Origin of the sequence: Burkholderia sp. HMSC10F09, from assembly GCF_001806955.1 — a bacterium.
GTDB lineage: Bacteria > Pseudomonadota > Gammaproteobacteria > Burkholderiales > Burkholderiaceae > Burkholderia > Burkholderia multivorans.
Window position 1 is genome coordinate 34305 of record NZ_KV786662.1, and the last position, 16296, is coordinate 50600.

Genomic DNA, 16296 nt, shown 5'->3' on the forward strand with positions numbered 1-16296 from the left:
ACGAGCTGCCAGACTGCTCCACCCCGCGTCCGTCGAAAGATTGAATTATAAGGAGTAACCCGAGCGCGTGCAAGCACTTTGTGAGAAACGCGTTCGAAAGGCGGCCGGGGTCGGGACGCGCGACGCGTGAGCTAGAATCGAGCGGTTTGTGTCGTCACTCCGGCAGCGGAGCCCGCGATCGCCGCGGCGCCGTTGCGATTCTCATTACAGCATCGACGGATTCATGGACATCGCTCACGATCTGCAATCGATCGGCGCGCAGGAACAGGCGCTCGTGTTTCCCCACTTCGATCCGGCGCGCGCGTGGGCGCTCGGCAACCGCATGCATGCGCTCGCCGCGTCGCGCGGGCACGCGGTCGCGATCGACATCGTCACGTTCGGGCACCCGCTGTTCTTCTCGGCGCTGCCCGGCGCCACGCCGGACAACGCCGACTGGGTGCGCCGCAAGCGCAACGTCGTCGCGCATTTCCGCCGCAGTTCTTATGCGATCGGGCTGCGCATGCAGCAGGCCGGCACGACGCTCGCCGACAAGCATGGCCTGCCGCTTGCCGAATACGCGCCGCACGGCGGCGCGTTTCCGCTGACCGTCGCGGGTGCCGGCGTGATCGGCTCGGTCACGGTGTCGGGACTGCCGCAACGGCTCGATCATGAATTCGTCGTCGAAACGCTGTGCGCGGAGCTCGGTCAGGACTACGGCGTGCTGGCGCTCGCGAGGAGCTGAACGATGCAGCTGCCCGGATACGCCTGGCTCGCGATCGCGATCGTCGCGGAAGTGATCGGCACGTCGGCGCTGCGCGCGGCGGACGGCTTCACGCGCTTCTGGCCGTCTGCGCTCGTCGTCGCCGGTTACGGCGTCGCGTTCTACTGCCTGTCGCTGACATTGCGCACGATGCCGGTCGGCATCATCTATGCGGTGTGGTCGGGCGCGGGCATCGTGCTGATCACGCTCGTCGCGATGCTGCTGTACCGTCAGGTGCCCGACCTGCCGGCGGTGATCGGCCTCGGCCTGATCATCTCGGGCGTCGTGGTGCTGAACCTGTTCTCGAAGATGCAGGCGCACTGAACGTGCGCACGATTGCCCGATAGATAGACGCTCATGACCGACACCGCTTCCGTTTCTCCCGAATCCGCCCAGCCCGACGTGCGTGCGTATGTCGCGAACCGCATCGGCTTTCTCGAACTGAACCGGCCGAAGGCGCTGAACGCGCTGTCCGTCGGGATGATCCGCACGATGCAGCAGGCGCTCGATGCGTGGCGCGACGATCCGGACGTCGTCGCGGTCGTCGTGCACAGCCCGCATCCGCGCGCGTTCTGCGCGGGCGGCGACGTACGGTTCTTCCATGAAGCATGGCAGCGCGGCGACCGCGACGCGGTCGACACGTTCTTCATCGAGGAATACACGCTCAACCACGCGATCTTCACCTATCCGAAGCCGTACATCGCGCTGATGCACGGTGTCGTGATGGGCGGCGGGATGGGGATCTCGCAGGCCGCGCGGCATACGGGCGGCCTGCGCGTCGTCACCGATTCGACGAAGATGGCGATGCCCGAGACCCGCATCGGACTGTTCCCGGACGTCGGGATGAGCTGGTTCCTGGCCCGTACGCCCGGCATGATCGGCCGCTACCTCGCGGTGACGGGCGCGACGCTCGACGCGGCCGGCGCGCTGGCCGCGCAGCTTGCCGACGTCTACCTGCCCGACGCGGCGTTGCCGGCGCTGATCGACGCGCTGAAGGGCACGCGCTTCGACGACGGCGCGCAGGCGGTCGCGTGCGTCGCCGATGCGGCCGCCGCGCACAAGGTCGTACCGACGCCGGATACCTCGGCGCTCGCCGACGCACGCGCCGGCATCGATCGGCATTTCGCGCAGCCCGACATCGGCGCGATCGTCACGTCGCTCGAGGGGGAGCAGGACTGCGGTGCCGTCGACGGCTGGGTCGAGAAGGCGACGCATGCGATGCGCAGCGAGCTGTCGCCGCTGTCGATGGCCGTGTCGCTCGAAGTCGTCGACCGCGCGCGCGGCGCGACGATGGCCGAATGCCTGCGACGCGATCTCGATCTCACGCGCTCGACGTTCGCGCGCGGCGACGTGATCGAGGGCGTGCGTGCACTGATCGTCGACAAGGATCACCGGCCGGCATGGCGGTTCAAGTCGATCGCCGACGTCGATCGCGCGGACGTGCTCGCGATGTTCGACAGCCCGTGGACGCCCGACACGCATCCGCTGCGTCATCTGAAGGACTGAATGCGCGGTGCCGCGCGAAGCGGCGTATCGAAATGAAAAGGCCGCCTGTCGATGCAGGCGGCCTTTTCGTTGGTGGGCGTTGGAACGCGCGGTACGTTGTTCGGCGATCGGCGGCCGACGGGCGCTCGAACGCGCGCGGTCGTGCGTGACCGATCAGTCTTCGCCGGCGTCGTCCGACATGAACGCGCGCATGAACACGAGCGCGCCGAAGCCCCAGATCGCATTGGCCGCGAAGCCGGCCGCGAGCACCGGCATCATGTTGCCGGACGGCCAGAGGCCGCGCAGCGGATCGATCGCGAACACGCGCGCGGCGGTCAGCACGATTCCGCCGAACAGCAGCGCGCCGATCCACGGGGCCTCGCGCTCCGGCGACACGCGCAGCAGCCACGCCATCGGGATCGCGATGCACGCGCTGATCAGCGCGTTGGCGACAAATTCAGGAATACCGAGCGGCGCGAACGGCTGCGTCGAGAAGCCGGCCGCGGCGATCAGATCGGCCGTATGCAGCAGCGCCAGCGTCGCTTCGCGGAAGAACAGGGCGGCCAGGAAGCCGGAGAGGAAGGGCAGGATGACTTTCTGCATCGGTCGGTAGTGTGTGCTGCATGCGCGTGCGGCGAAGCCGGATGCGCGCGGTTGTTCGGACAGGGCGTCATTATAGGGCCGGGCCGGCGCATATTCGCTGCAGCGTCGCGCTAATCACGAAAGCGGAAAACCTAAGCTCAAAAAAATCGTTCCAAAGCCGCGCCCCGGTCCCTAGACTGATTTCCCAGAAGCCGCCGTGCATCCGCGCATTCGCCCGCCGCACGGCCCGACCGGCGAACCATCCCGATTCGAACGCACACCATGCATGCGGCGCCGACGCGCGCCGCGAGCAGGGCGACGTTTTATCTCAATTCTGGCAAGGACAGTCACGCAGGAGCAGCAGATGAATGTGTTCTGGTTTATTCCCACGCACGGCGACAGCCGCTACCTCGGCACGGCCGAAGGCGCACGCGCCGCGGACTACGACTACTTCCGGCAGGTTGCCGTCGCGGCCGACACGCTTGGCTACGAAGGCGTGCTGCTGCCGACCGGTCGCTCGTGCGAGGACGCGTGGGTCGTCGCGTCGAGCCTGATTCCGGCAACGCGGCGGCTGAAGTTCCTGGTCGCCGTGCGGCCCGGCATTGCGTCGCCGGGGCTGTCCGCGCGGATGGCCGCGACGTTCGACCGGCTGTCCGGCGGCCGTCTGCTGATCAACGTCGTGACGGGCGGCGATGCGGCCGAGCTCGAAGGCGACGGGCTGTTCGCCGATCACGATACGCGCTACGAGATCACCGACGACTTCCTGCACATCTGGCGCGGGCTGCTCGCCGCATCGCACGACAACGACGGCTTCGACTATATCGGCAAGCATCTGCGCTCGAAGGGCGGCAAGGCGCTGTATCCGCCGGTGCAGCGTCCGCATCCGCCGCTGTGGTTCGGCGGTTCGTCGCCGGCCGCGCATGCGATCGCGGCCGACCACATCGACACCTATCTGACCTGGGGCGAACCGCCCGAGGCCGTCGCGAAGAAGATCGCCGATATCCGTGCGCGAGCGCAGGCGCGCGGGCGCGAGATCAAGTTCGGCATTCGTCTGCACGTGATCGTGCGCGAAACCGAGGACGAAGCGTGGCGCGACGCCGACCGGCTGATCAGCCGTCTCGACGACGATACGATCGCGCGCGCGCAGCAGGCCTTCGCGAACATGGACTCCGAAGGGCAGCGCCGGATGGCCGCGCTGCACGGCGGCAAGCGCGGCGGCCGCGAGACGCTCGAGGTGTATCCGAACCTGTGGGCCGGTGTCGGCCTCGTGCGCGGCGGGGCGGGCACGGCGCTCGTCGGCAATCCGGAGCAGGTCGCGGAGCGCATGCGCGAATACGCGGCGCTCGGGATCGATACGTTCATCCTGTCCGGCTATCCGCATCTCGAAGAGTCGTACCGTTTCGCGGAACTCGTGTTCCCGCTGATCAAGGGCAAGCAGGCGCAGCGTCCGACCGGACCGCTGTCGGGGCCGTTCGGCGAGATCGTCGGCAACAGCTATCTGCCGAAGACGAGCCAGAGCTGAGCGAAGGGAGGCTGCAATGACGACGACAACGTCGACGACCGGCGGCGCCGCCGCCCGTGCGTGGCGCGGTATCGCGCCGTGGCTCGTGCCGCTCGCGCTGCTGGTCGCGTGGGAGATCGGTACGCGCACGGGCTGGCTGTCCACGCGCGTGCTGCCGGAGCCCGTCGCGGTCGTGCGGGCCGCGTGGTCGCTCGTGACATCGGGCGAGATGTGGGCGAACGTCAAGGTCAGCACATGGCGTGCGCTGCTCGGCTTTGCGGTCGGCGGCGGCGTCGGCCTTGCGCTCGGGCTGGCGACCGGACTGTCGAAGGCCGCGGAGGTCGCGCTCGACTCGACGATCCAGATGATCCGCAATATTCCGGCGCTCGCGATGATTCCGCTCGTGATCCTGTGGTTCGGGATCGACGAGAAGGCGAAGCTGTTCCTCGTCGCGCTGGGCGTGTTCTTTCCCGTCTACATCAATACGTATCACGGCATCCGCTCGGTCGACGCGAGCCTGATCGAGATGGCGAAGAGCTACGGCGTGCGCGGCTTCGCGCTCTACCGGCACGTGATTTTGCCGGGCGCGCTGCCGTCGATCCTCGTCGGCGTGCGTTTTGCGCTCGGGCTGATGTGGGTGATGCTGATCGTCGCGGAAACGATCTCCGCGCAGTCGGGCATCGGCTACATGACGATGAACGCACGCGAATTCCTGCAAACCGACGTCGTGGTGGTGGGCATCCTGCTGTACGCGGTGCTCGGCAAGCTGGCCGACGTGCTGGCGAAATGGCTCGAGCGCGTGACGCTGCGCTGGCACCCCGCCTATCAATCAGGAGCGAAGGCATGAATGCGACCACTTCGGCGGCCGTCTACGGGCCGCTGGCCGGCGCCGATCTCGAGGCCGAACTCGCGCAGACGCGCGTCGAGGACGACGCAGCGCGCGACGCGGCGATCGTGGAGCGCGACGGCGGCGCAGCGGTCGTGCCGCTCGCGCGGCGCCGCGCCGGCGATGCGGCGTCCGACGATGCGGTGACGCTGAGCGGCGTCAGCAAGCGTTTCGGTACGCGCACGGTGCTCGACGACATCGATCTGCGGATCGCGCGCGGCAGCTTCGTCGCGATCGTCGGGCGCAGCGGCTGCGGGAAATCGACGCTGCTGCGGCTCGTCGCCGGCCTCGAGCAGCCGAGCGACGGCACGCTGGCGACGCGCGGTGCCGCCGGCGGCGCGCTCGATACGCGAATCATGTATCAGGACGCGCGGCTGCTGCCGTGGAAGACCGTGCTGCAGAACGTGATGCTCGGCCTCGGCCGCCGCGCGCGCGACGACGCGCGTGCGGTGCTCGCCGAAGTCGGCCTGCTCGAGCGCGCGGACGACTGGCCCGCGCAGCTGTCGGGTGGCCAGCGTCAGCGCGTCGCGCTTGCGCGTGCGCTCGTGCATCGTCCGGAGTTGCTGCTGCTGGACGAGCCGCTCGGCGCGCTCGATGCGCTGACGCGCATCGAGATGCATGCGCTGATCGAGCGGCTGTGGCGCGAGCATCGGTTCACCGCGCTGCTCGTCACGCACGACGTGCAGGAAGCCGTCGCGCTCGGCGACCGCATCCTGCTGATCGAGCAGGGGCGTGTCGCGCTCGACCAGCCCGTGCCGCTCGAGCGGCCGCGCGCGCGGGCGTCGGCGGCGTTCGCCGCGCTCGAGGACCGCGTGCTGCAGCGTGTGCTCGGCGGACGCACGGAGGAGGTACGCGACGGCGACGCGAACGTCCACGCGAGCGCCGGGCGATCCGTCGCACGGATTCGCTGGGCCGTTTAATCCGCGGGCGGCACCGGCCGCCCGTTTCCCGACTTTTTTTCGGAGCGATCAACCCGATGAGCATTACTGCAATCAACGTGCGCAACCAGTTCAAAGGCAAGGTGAAGGAGATCATTCGCGGCCCCGTCGTGTCCGAGGTCGACGTGGAGACGCCGTTCGGCATCGTCACGTCCGTCATCACGACGCGTTCGGTCGACGAACTCGAACTGAAGGTGGGCGCCGAAGTCGTCGCGCTCGTGAAATCGACCGAGGTATCGATCGCGCGGCTGTGAGCGGCGGCACGCGTCGGGCGGCGATGCCGCCTGGCGCCGTGCGGTGTACTCGAGGCGTGCGTTTCGTCGGCCGATCGGCCGGTGTTCGACGTCCGGGCGAAGTGTTAGGATGGAACGACATCGATGCCGGAGGCCGCGCATGACGCCCATTCTTTCTCCCGAAGCCATCGAGGCGCTGAAGTGGATCGACCGGTTCGGCGAAAGCCGGCCGGTGCCCGCTGCATTCGACGACGTCGTCTACGCGTTGCTGAACGAGGGGCTGATCTATCAGGCCGCGGCGGGCCGCGTCGACCTGACCGCCGACGGCAAATCCGTTTTGTCCGACAAATACGACTGACCTGACGGCGCGGGCCGCGCCGGCGGCGTCGCGCCGTGCACGACGGAGCGTGCGATGGAACCGACAGGCAGCGATCTCGGCGACTACAGCGAGCCTTATCGCGGCTTCGAGATCGAGGTGAAGACCGAGCAGGTGTGGGACGGCGAGCATGTCCACTATCGCGTGCTGGAGCGCGGCGAGGTGCGCATCGACTGGCGGCTCGTCAAGGTCGACGGGATCCTGCTGACCGAGCGGCGCGTGATCGAGCGCGTGCTCGACGAAGCGCGGCGCGCGGTCGACGCGGAGCTCGGCGACGCGAGCGCGCGTTAGCCGCGCCGGCAAGGCGTGCGCCGGTTGCGGTAAAATGCCCGGTTGTTCCCGCGCCGCCTGTTGCCCCGATTCCATGTCCGCTTCGTCTTCGCTTCCTCCCCGCCGCGTTTCCGTCGCGCCCATGCTCGACTGGACCGATCGTCATTGCCGCTCGTTCCATCGCACGCTGACGCGCAACACGTGGCTGTATACGGAGATGATCACGACGGGCGCGCTGCTGTTCGGCGACGTCGCGCGGCATCTCGCGTTCACGCCGAACGAGTCGCCGGTTGCGCTGCAGCTCGGCGGCAGCGAGCCCGACGATCTTGCGCGTGCGGCCAAGCTCGGCGAGCAGTGGGGCTACGACGAAATCAACCTGAACTGCGGCTGCCCGTCCGAACGCGTACAGCGCGGCGCATTCGGCGCGTGCCTGATGAACGAGCCGCAGCTCGTCGCCGACTGCGTGAAGGCGATGCGCGATGCGGTGTCGGTGCCCGTGACGGTCAAGCACCGGATCGGCGTCGATGCGGTCGAGGATTACACGTTCGTGCGCGACTTCGTCGGCACGGTGGCGGAAGCAGGGTGCTCGACGTTCATCGTGCATGCGCGCAATGCGATCCTGAAGGGTTTGTCGCCGAAGGAGAATCGCGAGATTCCGCCGCTCAAGTACGACTATGCGTATCGGTTGAAGCACGATTTCCCGTCGCTCGAGATCGTGATCAACGGCGGGATCAAGACGCTCGACGAGGTGGCGCAGCATCTCGAGCACGTCGACGGCGTGATGCTGGGCCGCGAGGCGTATCACAACCCGTACGTGCTCGCCGACGTGGATGCACGCTTCTACGGATCGACCGACGCCGCGCCGACGCGCGAAGAGGCCGAGGCGCGGCTGATCGAATACTGCGCGGCGGAACTGAAGCGCGGCACGTACCTCGGCGCGATCGTGCGGCATGCGCTCGGCCTGTATCGCGGCGTGCCGGGTGCGCGCGGCTGGCGTCGCGTGCTATCGGACAACAAGAAGCTGGGGCGCGGCGATCTGGCCGTGTTCGACGAGGCACGCGCGCATCTGAACGACGTCGAAGAAATTTTTGAAAAAAAGGCTTTGCAAGATTCAAAAGAGTTCGTATAATCTTGCTTCTTCGCTGCTGAACAGCAAACGACGCAGCGGAGAACAAAGCAGTATCAGTGGTGGCTGTAGCTCAGTTGGTAGAGTCCAGGATTGTGATTCCTGTTGTCGTGGGTTCGAGTCCCATCAGCCACCCCAAAGAATTTCGAGCAGTATCAAGTTGTTGGAAACGGCACTGAGATTTCTCAGTGCCGTTTTTGTTTTTGGCGTTCCCAAATTGGGAATCTCGCCCAAGTCGGTTTTGCGCCGACCGAATGATCCGAACGCCGACACACCGTCACCGCCAAGAATCTGAACTGCCGCTGCGACTTTGATCGAAACGGCCCACGCTCGCTCCGCGGGCTGTGATTCGTCTTATGCGGCTCTCAAAAATCGCTCCCATCATTACGCACCGAGCGCATGGTATGCAGACCGGTACATTCAGGCGCCGCGATCCCACTACCCAACGTCGGCTGCTACGCATACCGCCACCACGCCATATCGGCCTTCGCCAAATCCCACCCGCCGTCTCCCCGATCCTTTGACATCAATCAACATTGGCGGAATCGAACAGCGATTAGGCGAATTTCACGGCTGACTCACATGCTTTCATCCATGTAAGATGACCGCACTTTCCTCGCGCCTGTTTTTTCAAGGGCCGTTCGATCCCGACGATATCCCGGATGTCGTCGGGATTTTTTTTCGCGTTTTCGAATGCCGCTCGAACTCGAATCGCGCGAGCCTTTCCCGACGTCACTGCACGCCGCAATAACGCATCAGCAAATCGGCCTCCGTCTCGTGCACTTCGACGGGCAGGGCCGTCGCGCCTGCATGTGCGAGATAACGCGCGCGATGCTGCCCATTGCGGAACGACACGACACCAACTTTCGCCAGACCGGGAAGACCGAACAGCGTCCGCGTTCTCGTCTCGCGAAACGTGACGAACGGCATATCGGGAATGCGCGGACTGACCGGATCGAGGAACGCGCGAATACCGGCCGCTTTGCCGCGCGGCCAATACGCGACCGCGGGCAGCACGTAATCCGTGGTGTCGCGGTCGGCGCACGCAAGCAGCCTGGCCGGATCGACGATCACGACGCGATGCCGCGAATCGTCGGACGCGAACACGCGCTTCAGGTGCGTGGACGCATAGGGCGCGTGTCCGGGAAGCGGAACGATCCAGACCTCTTCGCCGCGATAGGTGGTACGAGTCAGTGGCATCGTTTTGGTGAATAGTGCGGGCGGTCTCGATCGGTCTGATGGCGAGTGTAGCAGTGCCGCACGATCGCAAAGCGATCGGGATAACGCAGCAACAAAAAAATGACGACGTCCAAACGGCGAATCGATCGGCGCAATGCAATGACGCGCACTCGTACCGAGACGAATGCCCGCGCCGATGCGCAATTTCCGGCATTCAAACAAGCAGTCGATTTAAAGACGCCCGCGAATATCGATTTTCGAATAAGCCGCCGCACGAAACCGGCATGCGCGACGCCGCGAGATCATGCGACACCTCATCGCGCGAACATATGGGCGTCGCCCGCGACTGCACAACCTGCACACAGTTCGCCCGATTGCTGCATTGGCATCAGCAATGCGTCATTTGCCGCACAGACCGCCTGGCGCCCCGCGCCCGACAATCCGCGTGGTTGACCGTTCTACCCCGGCCCGGTCAACCTTTTCCCCGCTCGCTCGCGTAGGAGCGGGGCTTTTTACCCATCCGGCGCCCGAAGCTCGCGCCGGCAAACCGGACTGCGTCAGCCCGGCTGCTGCGTCGTCGCGCGGTCTCGCGTCGCGCCGTCCGCATGAATTGCTTTCCTCGTGCCTGAGCCTCGCTCAGGCCCATCGCCGGTTGCGGCCGGCGATGTCTTGGTCCCGGCAGCGTACGATTGCGCTGCCGGGATACTTTTTGCGCCGCCACCGCGGCGCGGCCCGCGCGGCACTCGCGTCAGCGCGCGTCCTCGACATTCGTCTCCCAGCCGCCGTACAGGCCGCCCAGCGAACGCACCTCGCGATCGATCGCAACCGTATGTCCCGTGATGTCGGCGAGCGCCATCGTGCCGTCGTGCATGAATCGCACGACGCTGTTGCCGTCTTCGTCGGGCGCGACCGAGTCGATCTCGTAGCCTTTCGCTTCGGCCCAGTCGGCGAAGTGGTGCGCATCGTCCGGTTCGCGGAAGTTCGCCCAATGCAGCACGCGCCGGCGCACGTCGCTCGCGTCGCCGTTGCGCCGCAGCGCATCGAGCACCTGCATGTCGAGCATGATCCGGCGATCGTCGTCGGTCGGGTAGAGCGTTCGCCAGTACGTTTCCTTGTCCGGATCGTCCTGATACGCGTACTGAAGCTCGTACGTCGTGCGCTCGGCCGCATCGTCGACGACGGCTGCCGCCGCCTCCTCGTCGAACGGCACGTAGAACAGCAGGTCGCGATGGCCGTCGACGGTGATGTGGCCGATCATCACGCCGCCTTTCGCAAGCACGGCCGCGTCGAGCAGGTCGTCGACCTTCGCGAGCTCGGCAAGCTCGTCGGCGGCCGGCAGCCCGTCAGGCGTCGGCCGCGCGATGTCGACGCGCACGCTGAGCAGCGCCGTGCGCGGATCGTCTTCCGCAATCTCGGCAAAACTCTCGTTGAAGCCGATGAACGCTTGGTGATCGCCCATGCGGGCAGGGAAGGTTCCCCAGGTGTCGGTCATGGATCTCTCCGGTCAGGGGTCGTGTTGACGGTTGCAAAGCGTTCGAATGTATCATCGAAAGCCGCGTCGGCCGGGCAGGTCGGTGCGAACCCGGGCGGCGCCTGCCGCGACGGCGGCCGCCGCGCGTGTCGCCACCACCAGCGAAGGAGATTCCGATGTCGATGTTCGCGGTCAATGGTGTTCGAATCGATCCGCTCAGTGCGCGCGTCACGCACGTGCGCTGGGCGGCCGTGAATGCAGCCGACCGCTCGTGGGCGGCTGCACCGGCCGAGGCGCCGGTCGCCGACGTCGCACGGGCGATCGCCGCCGGCGACGACGTTCATGCGATCTTCGCCGATGCAGGCGACGCCGTGATCGGGCCGCGGCTGAAGCGCGTGCGCTATCGCGACGCGTCGGAAGGCATCGAGCTCGACGTCGACGCGACGAGCGAAGCGCGTACGCTGCGCGATCTGCCGCAAATCTGAGCGGCGCGCAACGCGCGCACTTGCGCATCGCCGCCGGTGCGCGCAGTATCGGCTGAGATTCCGGCCCGCGCCGGGCCGCCGCACGCGCGACTGACCGACGTTCTGCCGGTCGACGCCAACCGGATCCGGCAAACCTCAGGAAATCATGTCCCGACACTTCATTGCCTCGCTCGTCGCCGCGTCGTGTGCGCTGCTCGCCGCGTGCCAAAGCGCGTCCGAGCCGCCTGCCATGACGCCGTCGCCGGAAACCGCGTCAACGGCGGTGCCGGCTTCGGCGCCCGCAGCCCGGATCCGCGGCATCGGCTCGGCACCGCGCCTCGCCGCACAGAGCCACTGGTCCATCAGCCAGTGCACGTCGAACGGTACGGTCAAGGTCTGTCAGTAGCGTGGGGCGGCGCAACGCGCGTCCGCTTCCGCGGGGTTTTCACGCGATAACGATCGATCGCACGCGGCCGTTCGATCGTCGCGATGCCGTCACACGTCGGCCGCCTGCCGCGGCCGCAGAAACAGTGAGCCGGCCATCCGCAAAGAAATTTCTGACGACATGTCGATCCGCGGATCGCTCGTTCGTCGTGGCATCGGAGGCATGCGCATCGCGCGCCCCGTTATCCGATACGACAACCGATTGAAGGAGCGACACCCATGTCCACATCCGTCAAACCGATCCCCGAAGGGATGCGCACGGTGACGCCGCATCTGATCTGCGCGAACGCCGCCGATGCGATCGAGTTCTACAAGCGTGCATTCAACGCGACCGAAGTGACTCGTCTGGCCGCGCCGGACGGCAGGCTCGCGCACGCGTGTCTGGCGATCGGCGATTCGAAGCTGATGCTGATGGATGAAATGCCCGAGCATCAAGCGCTCGGGCCGAAGGCGCTGAAGGGAACGGCGGTCTGCCTGCATCTCTACGTGCCGGACGTCGATGCGGCAATCGCGCAGGCCGTTGCCGCCGGCGCGACGCTGACGATGCCGGCCACCGACATGTTCTGGGGCGACCGCTACGGCCAGGTCGAGGATCCGTGCGGGCATCGCTGGTCGATCGCGACGCATCAGCGCGATCTGACGCCGGAGCAGATCGAGGAAGCGATGAAGAACGCGCCGCCGTGCGGTAGTTAAGGCATCGCGCGGCGAGCGTCGCGGCACGGCGGCCGATGCAGGGGCGCCGTGCGGCACGCGTGCGACTCGCCGAACCGGCGTCGTGCGCGTGCCGTCCACAAGCCGATACGATCGCGCCGCCTCAAGCCGCGCGATGCCGTGCCGTAAACAGGACGAGACCATTCGTTCATGTGCCGCCCCTATGATCCGTTTCGTTTACGCCGGTTATCTCGCGTTTGCGCTGTTCCTTCTCTATCCCATGGTGCAGGGCGCCGTGACGACCAGCACCGCATGCCTGCGCAGCGCGCTGCCGGGCAACGGCGCGGTCGCCGCGGCGCGGCCGGCCAGCGATGCGCACGCGCACGATTGCGTGCTCGGCAGCCGCGGCGACGCACCGACCGCGCGGCTGGCCGCGCGCTGAGCGCCGGCACGCACGCGCACGAACTGCATCGGCCGTTCGGCCGAATTGTCGGTGGTCGCGCATTCGCCGATCATCGACGACATGGCCGTTTTCATGACGCGAGAGCCGGATCGCCGAGCGACGAACAGGCCGTGCGTGAGGTTCAGTAGATGGAGCGGTACGGCGTGCCCTGATCGAAGCGGCTTTGCCAGTGCGTGAGATAGCGCGACGCAAGCTGCGGGTTGTTCCACACCACGACGACGTTCTCCGAATTGCGGCTCGCCGCCGACGCGCTGTAATTGAACGAGCCCGTCTCGACGTGTTCGGCGTCGATCACGAGGTACTTGTCGTGGTGAATCGCATACGTGTCGATCGTGCGCGTCGGGATGCCCGCATTGACGAGCAGGTTCAGCGCCTGCTTGCTGTTCTTCGCGCGATTGCCCTTGTCGTCGACGACGACCGCGACATTCACGCCGCGCCGTTTCGCGTCGAGCAGTGCGCGCGTCACTGCAGGCGACGTGAACGAATACGCGGCGACGCGGATCGAGCTGCGCGCTGCGCCGATCGCCTTCAGCACGAGCGCTTCGGCGCCGCCGTCCGGCGAGAACGCCGATTCGACGACCTGCGTGGCGGGTGCTTCGTGCGTCGGCGTCGGCAGCAGTCGCGACACGAAGTCGATCGCCTGCTGCAGCAGCGATTCGTTGTGCGTCTTGCCGAAGGCGGCGTAAGGCGTGACGAGCAGGGAGGCAGCGAGACAGGTAGCGGCGAGGCGATTGCGCGACAACATCGGCGACAGCGGACAATTTCGAGACAGCGGGCCGTGAGTGTAACGCAGACGCGTCGCGACGGCCACGTTTGAAATTGCCCGACGGGCATTGCGCGCGGCGCGATGGCACGCATACGCGCTCACGGGCGCGATACGGTGACCACGGAGGCAGGCGGCTGTCAGCGCGGCGCCGTATCCCGGCAGCATCGGCGCGCGCCGACGTTGCACGCCGATGTTTCGATGCGGCGATCGGCATTGCGATGCACGTCGCGTTACGTCACGCGGCGAGCAAATGACGGACGAACCACGAACGAACCACGAATCACGACACGAATCGCGTGCGTCCCAGCGAACGTGCGATGTGATGATGGAGCGCGCCGCGCGATGCTTCGTCAACGAATCGCGAGCGTCCCGACGAGCGCGCGCTCTGACGACGCAACGCGCCGCATGCAATGCTTCATCAACGAAACGCACAACGTCACGCGTCGCGCATCTCGACCGACTCAGGCGCGCCCCATCCCGGCCCGGGCTCCGGCGTCACGTCGCGCGGATCGAGCGGCTCGCCGCATGCCGAACAGACGGCAACCGCATGCATCAGCTGCCCACACCGACGATGGCGCAACTGCAATGGCGGCCCGTGGCCGTCGTCCTTCCAGCGGTCGCCCCAGGCGAGCAATGCGAGCAGCGCCGGGTAGAGGTCGCGGCCTTTTTCGGTCAGCCGATATTCGAAGCGCGGCGGCCGCTCCTGATACGCGCGTTTGGCGAGCACGCCTTCGTCGACGAGCCGTGCGAGCCGATCGGCAAGCACGTGTCGCGTGAGGCCGAGCTGCGCCTGGAATGCATCGAAGCGACGACAGCCGAGAAACGCGTTGCGCAGGATCAGCATCGTCCAGCGATCGCCGAGCACGGCGAGCGTGCGCGCGACGGAACAGTTCAGCGTGCCGATGTCGTCCCATTTCATCGTCGTATCTCCTGCGCAGTTCAGCGAAACAGCGGGCGATTATAGAGTGCGTGTTCGAGCGCACTGCACACCGCACCGATTGACATCGCCGATGTGCGTGTGAATAATCAGTTCCAATTTGGAACTTACACGCGCGACGACGCGCGTTCAATCAGGAGACGCCCGATGAATCCGCTTTCCCTGTCCGGAATCGAACTGTTGCGCGCCGCGGCGGCGGGCGACGCGCCGCTCGCGTCGATTTCCGAAACGATGCCGATGCGGCCGCTCGAGGTGGAACTGGGCTACATCCGGATGTCCGCGCGTGCGGACGATCGGCATCTGAACCCGCTCGGCGGCGTGCATGGCGGCTTTGCCGCGACGGTGCTCGATTCGGTCACCGGTTGCGCGGTGCATTCGATGCTCGAGGCGGGCGTCGGTTACGGGACGATCGATCTCCACGTGAAGATGCTGCGGCCGGTGCCGCGCAACGTCGATCTGATCGCGGAAGGGCGCGTGATTCATCTGTCGCGCTCGCTCGGCGTCGCCGAAGGCACGCTGAAGACGCCGGACGACAAGATCGTTGCGCATGCGTCCGCGACGTGTTTCATCCAGCGGCCGCAGTAAGCGTCGCGTGGCCATCGAAGGCGCAATGTAAGCTGCCGCGGCGCGCGTCTGAAGCGTTCGTTTCAATGTGATAGCGTTCCTGCTTTCCACCGACGCGACAGGAACAGCATGGAATACCGCACACTCGGCGATTCGGGCATCGAGGTGAGCCTGATCGGTCTCGGCACGATGACGTGGGGCGAGCAGAATTCGGAGCGCGATGCGCACGAGCAGATCGATTACGCGCTCGACCATGGCGTCACGCTGATCGACGCCGCGGAGATGTATCCGGTGCCGCCGAAGCCCGATACGCAGGGGCGCACCGAACAGTACATCGGCACGTGGCTCGCGCAGCATCGCGCGCAGCGCGACCGGATCGTGCTCGCGACGAAGATCGCAGGGCCGGCACGGCAACCGCACAACCCGCGGCATATTCGCGGCGAGGGCAACCAGTTCGACCGCAAGAACCTGACCGAGGCGCTCGACGGCAGCCTGAAGCGGCTGCAAACCGACTACGTCGACCTCTATCAGCTGCATTGGCCCGATCGCAGCACGACGACGTTCGGCCGCTCCGCATATCCGTGGATCGACGACGCGTATACGGTGCCGATCGAAGAAACGCTCGCGGTACTCGCCGAATTCGTGAAGGCCGGCAAGGTGCGCGCGATCGGCGTGTCGAACGAAACGCCGTGGGGCGTCGCGCAGTTCCTGCGCGCGGCCGAGAAGCTCGGGCTGCCGCGCATCGCGAGTATCCAGAATCCGTATAGCCTGCTGAACCGCACGTTTGAGAACGGCTTGTCGGAATTCACGCACCGCGAGGGCGTCGGCTTGCTCGCGTATTCGCCGCTCGCGTTCGGCTGGCTGTCCGGCAAGTACGAGAACGGCGCGCGTCCGGCCGGCGCACGCATCACGCTGTTCGAACGCTTCCAGCGCTACAGCAAGCCGCAGGCCGTCGCGGCGACGTCGCGCTATGTTGCGCTCGCGAAGCGGCACGGCCTGTCGCCCGCGCAGCTCGCGCTCGCGTTCGTGAACAGCCGTCCGTTCGTGCGCAGCAACCTGATCGGCGCGACGTCGCTCGACCAGCTGAAGGAGAACATCGGCAGCATCGACGTGAAGCTGTCCGACGAGATTCTCGCGGAGATCGACGCGCTGCACGAGCAGCAGCCGAACCCGGCGCCGTAAACGACGTGCGGCCCGCGCGGCGCGATGCCGGCGCGGGCC

General features: G+C 66.5%; 22 protein-coding genes and 2 tRNA genes (1 of these 24 cut by a window edge). 17 read left to right on the forward strand and 7 right to left on the reverse strand.

Annotated features, from left to right (window positions below; all coding sequences use genetic code 11):
- A tRNA-Leu gene (locus HMPREF3115_RS11215) sits at positions 1–28 on the reverse strand (it extends 47 nt beyond the left edge of the window).
- A gap of 195 nt (positions 29–223) precedes the next feature.
- Here HMPREF3115_RS11215 and HMPREF3115_RS11220 point away from each other — a divergent pair.
- Genes HMPREF3115_RS11220 through HMPREF3115_RS11230 form a run of 3 tightly spaced genes read left to right on the forward strand, consistent with a single transcriptional unit; the run spans position 224 to position 2245 of the window.
- On the forward strand, positions 224–721 hold the full coding sequence (locus HMPREF3115_RS11220; protein ID WP_006400196.1) for a heme-degrading domain-containing protein: 498 nt from the start codon (positions 224–226) through the stop codon (positions 719–721).
- Between the two features lie 9 nt (positions 722–730).
- Positions 731–1063: a DMT family transporter gene (locus HMPREF3115_RS11225; protein WP_370445547.1), complete on the forward strand. Its 333-nt coding sequence runs from the start codon at positions 731–733 to the stop codon at positions 1061–1063.
- A gap of 33 nt (positions 1064–1096) precedes the next feature.
- Positions 1097–2245: an enoyl-CoA hydratase/isomerase family protein gene (locus tag HMPREF3115_RS11230; RefSeq protein ID WP_070554428.1), complete on the forward strand. Its 1149-nt coding sequence runs from the start codon at positions 1097–1099 to the stop codon at positions 2243–2245.
- A gap of 153 nt (positions 2246–2398) precedes the next feature.
- On the opposite strand, the gene HMPREF3115_RS11235 is transcribed toward HMPREF3115_RS11230, so the two are convergent.
- A complete protein-coding gene (locus tag HMPREF3115_RS11235; protein ID WP_006400193.1) occupies positions 2399–2827 on the reverse strand; it encodes a hypothetical protein in 429 nt (142 codons plus the stop codon).
- A gap of 343 nt (positions 2828–3170) precedes the next feature.
- On the opposite strand from HMPREF3115_RS11235, the gene ssuD reads away from it, so the two are divergent.
- The 8 genes from ssuD to HMPREF3115_RS11275 all read left to right on the forward strand — a co-directional run bounded on the left by ssuD (position 3171) and on the right by HMPREF3115_RS11275 (position 8274).
- Complete coding sequence (ssuD, locus tag HMPREF3115_RS11240) at positions 3171–4328, forward strand: FMNH2-dependent alkanesulfonate monooxygenase (RefSeq protein ID WP_006411728.1); 1158 nt, start codon at positions 3171–3173, stop codon at positions 4326–4328.
- A 16-nt stretch (positions 4329–4344) separates the two neighbouring features.
- On the forward strand, positions 4345–5154 hold the full coding sequence (ssuC, locus tag HMPREF3115_RS11245; RefSeq protein ID WP_006400191.1) for an aliphatic sulfonate ABC transporter permease SsuC: 810 nt from the start codon (positions 4345–4347) through the stop codon (positions 5152–5154).
- Positions 5151–6113 (forward strand): ATP-binding cassette domain-containing protein, encoded by a 963-nt coding sequence (locus tag HMPREF3115_RS11250; RefSeq protein ID WP_083302187.1) that lies wholly within the window; start codon positions 5151–5153, stop codon positions 6111–6113. Before ssuC ends, HMPREF3115_RS11250 begins: the two co-directional genes overlap by 4 nt.
- A 56-nt stretch (positions 6114–6169) precedes the next feature.
- Positions 6170–6385 (forward strand): TOBE domain-containing protein, encoded by a 216-nt coding sequence (locus HMPREF3115_RS11255; RefSeq protein ID WP_006400187.1) that lies wholly within the window; start codon positions 6170–6172, stop codon positions 6383–6385.
- 139 nt (positions 6386–6524) lie between these two features.
- Positions 6525–6722: a hypothetical protein gene (locus tag HMPREF3115_RS11260; protein WP_006400183.1), complete on the forward strand. Its 198-nt coding sequence runs from the start codon at positions 6525–6527 to the stop codon at positions 6720–6722.
- Positions 6723–6776: 54 nt separating this feature from the next.
- On the forward strand, positions 6777–7031 hold the full coding sequence (locus HMPREF3115_RS11265; RefSeq protein WP_006400182.1) for a hypothetical protein: 255 nt from the start codon (positions 6777–6779) through the stop codon (positions 7029–7031).
- Positions 7032–7152: 121 nt separating this feature from the next.
- Positions 7153–8139 (forward strand): tRNA dihydrouridine(20/20a) synthase DusA, encoded by a 987-nt coding sequence (gene dusA / locus HMPREF3115_RS11270; protein ID WP_070554430.1) that lies wholly within the window; start codon positions 7153–7155, stop codon positions 8137–8139.
- Between the two features lie 59 nt (positions 8140–8198).
- Positions 8199–8274 (forward strand) — tRNA-His (locus tag HMPREF3115_RS11275).
- Between the two features lie 594 nt (positions 8275–8868).
- On the opposite strand, the gene HMPREF3115_RS11280 is transcribed toward HMPREF3115_RS11275, so the two are convergent.
- Positions 8869–9336 (reverse strand): plasmid fertility inhibition factor family protein, encoded by a 468-nt coding sequence (locus HMPREF3115_RS11280; RefSeq protein ID WP_070554431.1) that lies wholly within the window; start codon positions 9334–9336, stop codon positions 8869–8871.
- A 99-nt stretch (positions 9337–9435) separates the two neighbouring features.
- Here HMPREF3115_RS11280 and HMPREF3115_RS31555 point away from each other — a divergent pair, with 99 nt between their 5' ends.
- Positions 9436–9768 (forward strand): hypothetical protein, encoded by a 333-nt coding sequence (locus tag HMPREF3115_RS31555; RefSeq protein ID WP_175835643.1) that lies wholly within the window; start codon positions 9436–9438, stop codon positions 9766–9768.
- A gap of 295 nt (positions 9769–10063) precedes the next feature.
- Here HMPREF3115_RS31555 and HMPREF3115_RS11285 read toward each other — a convergent pair whose 3' ends face one another.
- Entirely contained in the window at positions 10064–10807 is a 744-nt protein-coding gene (locus HMPREF3115_RS11285; protein WP_070554433.1) for a DUF695 domain-containing protein, read from the reverse strand.
- Positions 10808–10962: 155 nt separating this feature from the next.
- On the opposite strand from HMPREF3115_RS11285, the gene HMPREF3115_RS11290 reads away from it, so the two are divergent.
- On the forward strand, positions 10963–11271 hold the full coding sequence (locus HMPREF3115_RS11290; RefSeq protein ID WP_006400171.1) for a hypothetical protein: 309 nt from the start codon (positions 10963–10965) through the stop codon (positions 11269–11271).
- 135 nt (positions 11272–11406) lie between these two features.
- Here HMPREF3115_RS11290 and HMPREF3115_RS31560 read toward each other — a convergent pair whose 3' ends face one another.
- Positions 11407–11643, reverse strand: a complete 237-nt coding sequence (locus HMPREF3115_RS31560) for a hypothetical protein (RefSeq protein ID WP_006411990.1) — start codon at positions 11641–11643, stop codon at positions 11407–11409.
- A gap of 270 nt (positions 11644–11913) precedes the next feature.
- On the opposite strand from HMPREF3115_RS31560, the gene HMPREF3115_RS11300 reads away from it, so the two are divergent.
- Together HMPREF3115_RS11300 and HMPREF3115_RS31565 are read left to right on the forward strand one after the other, a co-directional pair.
- Entirely contained in the window at positions 11914–12387 is a 474-nt protein-coding gene (locus tag HMPREF3115_RS11300) for a VOC family protein (RefSeq protein ID WP_070554435.1), read from the forward strand.
- 82 nt (positions 12388–12469) lie between these two features.
- Positions 12470–12787, forward strand: a complete 318-nt coding sequence (locus tag HMPREF3115_RS31565; protein WP_175835670.1) for a hypothetical protein — start codon at positions 12470–12472, stop codon at positions 12785–12787.
- A 142-nt stretch (positions 12788–12929) separates the two neighbouring features.
- On the opposite strand, the gene HMPREF3115_RS11310 is transcribed toward HMPREF3115_RS31565, so the two are convergent.
- Positions 12930–13553, reverse strand: a complete 624-nt coding sequence (locus HMPREF3115_RS11310; protein ID WP_070554437.1) for a phospholipase D family nuclease — start codon at positions 13551–13553, stop codon at positions 12930–12932.
- A gap of 457 nt (positions 13554–14010) precedes the next feature.
- Positions 14011–14493 carry a winged helix-turn-helix transcriptional regulator gene (locus HMPREF3115_RS11315; RefSeq protein WP_053297281.1) on the reverse strand — a complete coding sequence of 161 codons (483 nt, stop codon included), beginning with the start codon at positions 14491–14493 and terminating at the stop codon, positions 14011–14013.
- Positions 14494–14658: 165 nt separating this feature from the next.
- On the opposite strand from HMPREF3115_RS11315, the gene HMPREF3115_RS11320 reads away from it, so the two are divergent.
- Positions 14659–15096: a PaaI family thioesterase gene (locus HMPREF3115_RS11320; protein ID WP_006400164.1), complete on the forward strand. Its 438-nt coding sequence runs from the start codon at positions 14659–14661 to the stop codon at positions 15094–15096.
- 108 nt (positions 15097–15204) lie between these two features.
- The gene (locus HMPREF3115_RS11325; protein WP_006404877.1) at positions 15205–16257 is read left to right on the forward strand and encodes an NADP(H)-dependent aldo-keto reductase; all 1053 of its coding nucleotides are present in this window, start codon (positions 15205–15207) and stop codon (positions 16255–16257) included.
- Positions 16258–16296 lie beyond the last annotated feature (39 nt).

Excerpts from the sequence above, each read along its gene's own strand:
- HMPREF3115_RS11220 (WP_006400196.1), top strand. The coding sequence starts at position 224 with ATGGACATCGCTCACGATCTGCAATCGATCGGCGCGCAGGAACAGGCG.
- HMPREF3115_RS11230 (WP_070554428.1), top strand. The coding sequence starts at position 1,097 with ATGACCGACACCGCTTCCGTTTCTCCCGAATCCGCCCAGCCCGACGTG.
- HMPREF3115_RS11235 (WP_006400193.1), bottom strand. The coding sequence starts at position 2,827 with ATGCAGAAAGTCATCCTGCCCTTCCTCTCCGGCTTCCTGGCCGCCCTG.
- ssuD (WP_006411728.1), top strand. The coding sequence starts at position 3,171 with ATGAATGTGTTCTGGTTTATTCCCACGCACGGCGACAGCCGCTACCTC.
- ssuC (WP_006400191.1), top strand. The coding sequence starts at position 4,345 with ATGACGACGACAACGTCGACGACCGGCGGCGCCGCCGCCCGTGCGTGG.
- HMPREF3115_RS11250 (WP_083302187.1), top strand. The coding sequence starts at position 5,151 with ATGAATGCGACCACTTCGGCGGCCGTCTACGGGCCGCTGGCCGGCGCC.
- HMPREF3115_RS11255 (WP_006400187.1), top strand. The coding sequence starts at position 6,170 with ATGAGCATTACTGCAATCAACGTGCGCAACCAGTTCAAAGGCAAGGTG.
- HMPREF3115_RS11260 (WP_006400183.1), top strand. The coding sequence starts at position 6,525 with ATGACGCCCATTCTTTCTCCCGAAGCCATCGAGGCGCTGAAGTGGATC.
- HMPREF3115_RS11265 (WP_006400182.1), top strand. The coding sequence starts at position 6,777 with ATGGAACCGACAGGCAGCGATCTCGGCGACTACAGCGAGCCTTATCGC.
- dusA (WP_070554430.1), top strand. The coding sequence starts at position 7,153 with ATGCTCGACTGGACCGATCGTCATTGCCGCTCGTTCCATCGCACGCTG.
- HMPREF3115_RS11280 (WP_070554431.1), bottom strand. The coding sequence starts at position 9,336 with ATGCCACTGACTCGTACCACCTATCGCGGCGAAGAGGTCTGGATCGTT.
- HMPREF3115_RS31555 (WP_175835643.1), top strand. The coding sequence starts at position 9,436 with ATGACGACGTCCAAACGGCGAATCGATCGGCGCAATGCAATGACGCGC.
- HMPREF3115_RS11285 (WP_070554433.1), bottom strand. The coding sequence starts at position 10,807 with ATGACCGACACCTGGGGAACCTTCCCTGCCCGCATGGGCGATCACCAA.
- HMPREF3115_RS11290 (WP_006400171.1), top strand. The coding sequence starts at position 10,963 with ATGTCGATGTTCGCGGTCAATGGTGTTCGAATCGATCCGCTCAGTGCG.
- HMPREF3115_RS11300 (WP_070554435.1), top strand. The coding sequence starts at position 11,914 with ATGTCCACATCCGTCAAACCGATCCCCGAAGGGATGCGCACGGTGACG.
- HMPREF3115_RS11310 (WP_070554437.1), bottom strand. The coding sequence starts at position 13,553 with ATGTTGTCGCGCAATCGCCTCGCCGCTACCTGTCTCGCTGCCTCCCTG.
- HMPREF3115_RS11315 (WP_053297281.1), bottom strand. The coding sequence starts at position 14,493 with ATGAAATGGGACGACATCGGCACGCTGAACTGTTCCGTCGCGCGCACG.
- HMPREF3115_RS11320 (WP_006400164.1), top strand. The coding sequence starts at position 14,659 with ATGAATCCGCTTTCCCTGTCCGGAATCGAACTGTTGCGCGCCGCGGCG.
- HMPREF3115_RS11325 (WP_006404877.1), top strand. The coding sequence starts at position 15,205 with ATGGAATACCGCACACTCGGCGATTCGGGCATCGAGGTGAGCCTGATC.